This window comes from Micromonospora sp. NPDC003776 (assembly GCF_053605645.1).
Genome location: NZ_JBSGJR010000508.1, coordinates 1 through 5,172 on the forward strand (window position 1 = coordinate 1; position 5,172 = coordinate 5,172).

At 73.7% G+C, this 5,172-nt stretch carries 5 protein-coding genes and 3 pseudogenes; 5 read left to right on the forward strand and 3 right to left on the reverse strand.

Annotated elements, in window-relative coordinates:
- Positions 1-228, forward strand: a pseudogene (locus ACWEVO_RS29480) (sensor histidine kinase); the annotation flags it as partial.
- On the opposite strand, the pseudogene ACWEVO_RS29485 reads toward ACWEVO_RS29480, so the two are convergent.
- Positions 188-370: pseudogene (locus tag ACWEVO_RS29485) on the reverse strand (DnaJ family domain-containing protein); the annotation flags it as partial. The pseudogenes ACWEVO_RS29480 and ACWEVO_RS29485 overlap by 41 nt on opposite strands.
- Positions 371-515: 145 nt before the next feature.
- On the opposite strand from ACWEVO_RS29485, the gene ACWEVO_RS29490 reads away from it, so the two are divergent.
- The gene (locus ACWEVO_RS29490; RefSeq protein ID WP_452310744.1) at positions 516-944 is read left to right on the forward strand and encodes a YkvA family protein; all 429 of its coding nucleotides are present in this window, start codon (positions 516-518) and stop codon (positions 942-944) included.
- Positions 945-1,018: 74 nt separating this feature from the next.
- On the opposite strand, the gene ACWEVO_RS29495 is transcribed toward ACWEVO_RS29490, so the two are convergent.
- A complete protein-coding gene (locus ACWEVO_RS29495; protein WP_452310745.1) occupies positions 1,019-1,567 on the reverse strand; it encodes a GNAT family N-acetyltransferase in 549 nt (182 codons plus the stop codon).
- 80 nt (positions 1,568-1,647) lie between these two features.
- Between ACWEVO_RS29495 and ACWEVO_RS29500 the strand changes: the two are divergent.
- Positions 1,648-2,009 (forward strand): annotated as a pseudogene (locus tag ACWEVO_RS29500) (LysE family translocator); the annotation flags it as partial.
- Here ACWEVO_RS29500 and ACWEVO_RS29505 read toward each other — a convergent pair.
- A complete protein-coding gene (locus tag ACWEVO_RS29505) occupies positions 1,969-3,825 on the reverse strand; it encodes a zinc ribbon domain-containing protein (protein WP_452310748.1) in 1,857 nt (618 codons plus the stop codon). The pseudogene ACWEVO_RS29500 and the gene ACWEVO_RS29505 overlap by 41 nt on opposite strands.
- Before the next feature lie 290 nt (positions 3,826-4,115).
- On the opposite strand from ACWEVO_RS29505, the gene ACWEVO_RS29510 reads away from it, so the two are divergent.
- Together ACWEVO_RS29510 and ACWEVO_RS29515 are read left to right on the forward strand one after the other, a co-directional pair.
- Positions 4,116-4,334: a hypothetical protein gene (locus ACWEVO_RS29510; RefSeq protein WP_452310746.1), complete on the forward strand. Its 219-nt coding sequence runs from the start codon at positions 4,116-4,118 to the stop codon at positions 4,332-4,334.
- Between the two features lie 37 nt (positions 4,335-4,371).
- On the forward strand, positions 4,372-5,172 hold an 801-nt coding region (locus tag ACWEVO_RS29515), incomplete at its 3' end, for an ROK family transcriptional regulator (RefSeq protein ID WP_452310747.1).

The following is a 5,172-nucleotide window of genomic DNA, read 5'->3' on the forward strand; positions in this document are numbered from 1 at the left end:
CATCTTCCAGCGGCTGCACTCCAAGGACGCGTACCCGGGCACCGGCATCGGCCTGGCGATCGTCAAGAAGATCGTGGAGTACCACGGCGGCCGGGCAGGCCCGTACCGACTCCTCGGTCGGCAGGTCCCGCACCTCGTCGGCGAGCCGCTCGACGCGGCGGCGCAGCAGCAGCGGGGCGGGCAGCAGCAGGTCCGTCGGAAGCTGCTCCCGCTCCAGGAAGCTCCTGATCCACCAGGACTCGTCGTAGGGCAGGTCCCGCCCGGGGATCGGCTTGCCGGCGCCGGGCAGGTTGTCGAACTCGCCCCGCTCCTGCGCCGCCCGGATCTGCGCCTCGACCGCCGCCTCCCAGCCGTAGGTCACCGCCGTCACCTCCCGCGCCCACCGTATCCGCCGTCCCGACCCTGCTCAGCGCCGCCGGCGTCAGCGGCATTCCGCTCAGGCGGGCGGCGGCGCCGGGGCGTAGATTGCTGAGGGGCCGGCGAGCGGCCCGTACCCCGAGGGAAGGACGAGCGGCGTGCGCGACTGGCTGATCGGGCTGGCTGTCGCGGTCGGCTGCCTGCTGGCCAGCTGGGGGCTGCTGGTGCTGCTGGCCCGGCGGCTGCCGCCAGGCATCCTGCGGGACCTGGCCGCGTTCATCCCCGACTGCCTGACCACCGTGCGCCGGCTGCGCAAGGACCCGCGGGTGCCACGCCGGGCGAAGGCGGCCATCGTCGTCGCCGGGCTCTGGGTGGCCAGCCCCATCGACCTGATCCCGGAGTTCCTGCCGGTCATCGGCCCGCTCGACGACATCGTCGTGGTCGCCCTGGCGCTGCGCTACGCCGGCCGCCAGGTGCCCCGGCAGGTGCTGCTCGACGCGTGGCCCGGCGAACCGCGGCTGCTGCTGCGGCTGCTCGGGCCGGCCGCGGGCGACGCGACGACGGGCGCCGAACCCGTCGGCCGCTGAGTGCTCGGCACGCCGCTGGCCGCCTGCCCGGGGCGCTGCTCTTCCTCGCCGGTCGGTGACCTGGACCGCGTCGGTCACTCGCGGCGGCGGACGTGCCGGTGGCCGTCGCGGGGGAACGGCGGCCGGGCCGGCAGCACCTCCGCGAACGCGTACCCGCTCTTCTGCGCCACCCGGCAGGAGGCCGGGTTGTCCACCTGGTGCAGCAGCTCGAGGCGGGTCAGTCCGTGCGCGGCGAAGCGGGCGAACGCCCAGGCGCTGACCGCGTCCACGGCGCGTGGCGCCACCCCGCGCCCGCGCGCCGGCGCCGCCGTCCAGTAGCCGACCTCGGCGGCGGGACAGCCGGGAAGGACCTCCTTGAGCACGACGTGCGCGACGAGGCGTTCCCCCGCCCCGGTCGGCTCCAGCACGGCGAAGCTGAACCGCCGGTGGGCCGCCCAGCCCTGCCGGCTGCGCCGCAGGAACGCCCGCGCCTCGGCCCGGGTGGTCACCGGGGCCCGGGTCCAGCTCAGCAGCACCGGATCCCGGTACGCGGCCAGCAGCGCGTCGACGTCGCCGTCGCACCACGGCCGCAGCAGCAGTTCGGGGGCGGCGGACGTGGCCGGGGCGCGCAGGACGATGGACATCCCGGTAGTGTCGCCGGTCACCCCCGTCGTTGGCGAGCCCGGCCGCGGAACGGGCGTAGGGTCCGGGTGAAGTCGCCCCCCGGTCGGTCACCCAGGGTCGCCGGGCCGGGCTATCTCGCTGCTCGGGGTGGCCGTCGGGTTTCTGGTCTACCTCGCCGCGGCGGTCGCCGGGATCGCCACCGTCTTCGTGCTGGTGCCCCCGCTGTACCTGGCGGTGAAGCTGGCCGGGGCGGCGTACCTGCTGTGGCTGGCGTGGCGGACGCCGCGCCCGGGCGGCACATCCGCGTTCACCCCGGCGCGGCTGCCGCTTGACCGGCCGCGGCGGCTCTTCACCATGGGCCTGGTCACCAACCTGCTGAACCCGAAGATCGCCATCCTGTACGTGTCCATGCTGCCGCAGTTCATCGACCCGGCGCGGGGGCACGTGGCGGTGCAGAGCGTCGCTGATTAGCGTAGGGATCCTGAGTTGAAGTGGCTTTCGGGATCGTTTCCCACCTGGGTGGGGTCGCGTGGGCGTGGAGGTGGAATCCGGCGCCGAGGGCGGCTCCGCGTGGCCGGTGGCCGGTGGTGGGTGTGCTGATCGTGTTCACGCTCTGGTGCCGGTGGGCTGCGCGGGGCAGCCTGGGCCGGTCCGTTGGTGCGTGTCCCTCCGGACGCTTGCCCGCCCGGCCGTGCTGTTGCCGGGTGGGGGAGGGTGCCCTGCGTCGCCTGGGCGCGGGGCGTGGTGGCTTGTGCCGGGTGGGTCCGGTCTTCGACCGGTCCGCGCGGCTGGTGCTGGTGATGACCGCGCAGGCTTCGAGCTTGTCGAGCACGGCGCGGATGATCATGGCGCCGTTGCTGTGGTCGGTGACGGTCTTGGCTTGGTGGGTGAGGCCGCGGGCGGCGATGCGCTGCCAGGCGCCGTGGTCGCGGTCGCCCTGCCAGCCGCAGGACCGCCGATGGCAGACGGCCCATTTCCAGCCTGGGGTGCCGGGCTGGTCGGGGGCTTTGCGGTGCCGTAGCGGGGTCAGGCATTGCGGGCAGTGCTTGGAGGTGTTGCGGGCCGGGACGGTGACCACGGCGACACCGGCCTCGGCGGCGAGGTGCCGCATCCGGTCGACGATCTTTCCGCGGACCTGCTGGGACAGGCGCGTGTTCAGGGTGGCGCCCATGCCCTTGGCTTCCAAAGATCGCAGGTCTTCCACGTAGATCACGGTCGCGGCGGCGGCGATCGCCTGGTCCACCGTCCAGCGGGCGGCAGCCCACGCGAGCGCCTGGTTGAGGTTCGAGCGACGCTCGGACACGCGGTGGATCTCCTCGCGCAGCACCTCGTGTTTCGCGCTCAGGTGCTCCTCACGGCGGCCGGTGGTCAGCCGCAGATACTGCTCGGCTTTCGCGTGCAGCCGCTCGGACAGGCGGCGCAGCCGGTGTTGCTTGGCAAGGACTCCGGCGGCCCGGAACTGGCCACCAGCGCCCAACGCGGTGATCCGGCCATGGGCTCGCAGTTGCAGGGCGCCCGCGCTGAGCAGGGTGTTCAGGCCCCAGTCGACACCGAGCGCCACCGCGTGCCCGGTACGTCGGGCTTTCGGCACCACCTGCGTGAACGCGACATCGGCGCGTACCTGCCGGCCAGTGAGTCGCAGGGTGGGCAGGTGCAGCACCGCGCCCGCCGGGACGGTGGGCGGCAGGCTGATCGGGCAGGCCACCCACGTCCAGTCCCCGTACGTGCGCGGATCCGGACGGGTGGGCAACTGGAACCGCAGCAGCACCCTGCCCGGGTCGGCCTCGCCGCGTTCGATCGTGGCCTGCTGCCGGTCACACGCGGCCAGCAGCAACATCCGCGGCACCTTCGGGATGCCTTCCAGTTCGAACACATCCGCCGGGAGGCGACCGTTGGCGTTGAGGAACCTGGCCACCTGCCGGGTGCGCGCGTTGATGACGTTGGCGGGCAGATCCTTCCCGCCAGGGATCGCCTTCCGCACCTGATCCCACTCCTGCGCCGTGCGCTTGCCCGGGTCGGCCGGCCAGGATGCGAGGACTCCGGCGGTCAGATCGGCACGCCAGTTCACCGAGCGCAGCGCGCGCCCGGCCTGCTCCTGCGCCATCCGCACGATCCGGTCATTAACCCTCACCCCCTCCGGGACGGTGACGGTCCAACCCAGCCGCCGCAACGCCATCCACGCGTTCGACGGCAACCTCCGCCCGCCCGCGTCCACACCGGAGGCCAACACCTGCACATCCGCGGCGTTCCACCGCTGCGCCAACAGCCCGGAAACCATGCCCGCCACCAGATCGGCGCACCAGCCGACACGCTCGGCCACCACAGCCTGGGACAGGACCTCCCCGGTCTTCTCATCCACGCCGGCGCGCACAAGAGCGCGGACGCACGCGGTCCGGGAGGCCTCGCCCTCAGCCAGCGACACCGTCCGACTCACCCGCCACCAACCTCGCCACGCCCAGACAAGGCCACCACGCACCACAACTCTCACCGCCGGCGCAGACCCCCACCGCCCCGCATCAAACCAGAAGACACCGACACCCACGACCGGCCCACGATCACTGGCGATCCTTGACCAAGTCCCTCAGCCTGCTGCTGGGGCTGACGAAGATCAGCATCGCGCTGACCGTGAACGGGCTGATCGTGCTCACCGCCGGCACCGTGTCGGCGTTCCTCACCCGCCGCCCCGCGTGGGCGAAGGTCCAGCGGTACGTCATGGGCGGCGTGGTGGCTGGCCTGGCGATCCGGATCGCCGCGGACCGGTCCCGCGCCGTCGTCGCCACCTCCTGAGACAACCGGCGGCGGCCGGTACGAGGCCGCTCCGACGGTGGACGATGATGAGGGCTGCACCACCGGGACCGGGACCCTCGGCGCAGGAAGCGGGCAGCTCGTGATCAGCATCCACACGCCACCCCAGGCGACCGACCTCGGCGATGTTCGGGTGGCCAACCGGGCGGTGGTCCTGCGGCATGTCCGGCTGCACGCGCCCTGCTCCCGGGCCGACATCGCCGCGTACACCGGGCTCAACAAGGCCACCGTGTCCAGCCTGGTCGCCGAGCTGATCGACCGGCGGCTGCTGCGCGAGACCGGGCTGACCGAGAACCGGGTCGGCCGACCCGCCACCATGCTGGTCCTCGACGGCTCGCCGTACGCGGGGCTCGGCCTGCAGATCGGCGCGGATGAGCTGGTCGCCGTCGCGGTGGACCTGGGCGGCAACCGGCTGCTCAGCTGGCGACGCGCCTTCGCCGCCGCGACCGCCACCCCCGAACAGGCGGTCCAGGCCCTCGCCGCCCTGGCCCGTCGTGCCATCAACCGGGTCACCGGGCAGGGGCGCGCCGTGCTCGGCCTCACCGTCGGCGTGCCGGGGCTGGTCGACACCGACGAGGGCGTCCCGCTCGCGCCGGCGCTGGGCTGGTGGGACGTGCCGCTCGCCGCCGAGCTGCGCCGCGCGCTGCGCGAGCCGGGCTTCACCGTCGGCGTCGACACCGACGCGAACCTGGCCGTGCTGGCCGAGCAACGGCACGGCGCGTACGCCGGCACCACCGACCTGGTCCACCTCACCGGCGGCGTGGCGGTCGCCGCCGGCCTGGTCAGCGGCGGCCGGCTGCTGCGCGGCGGCCGGGGCTTC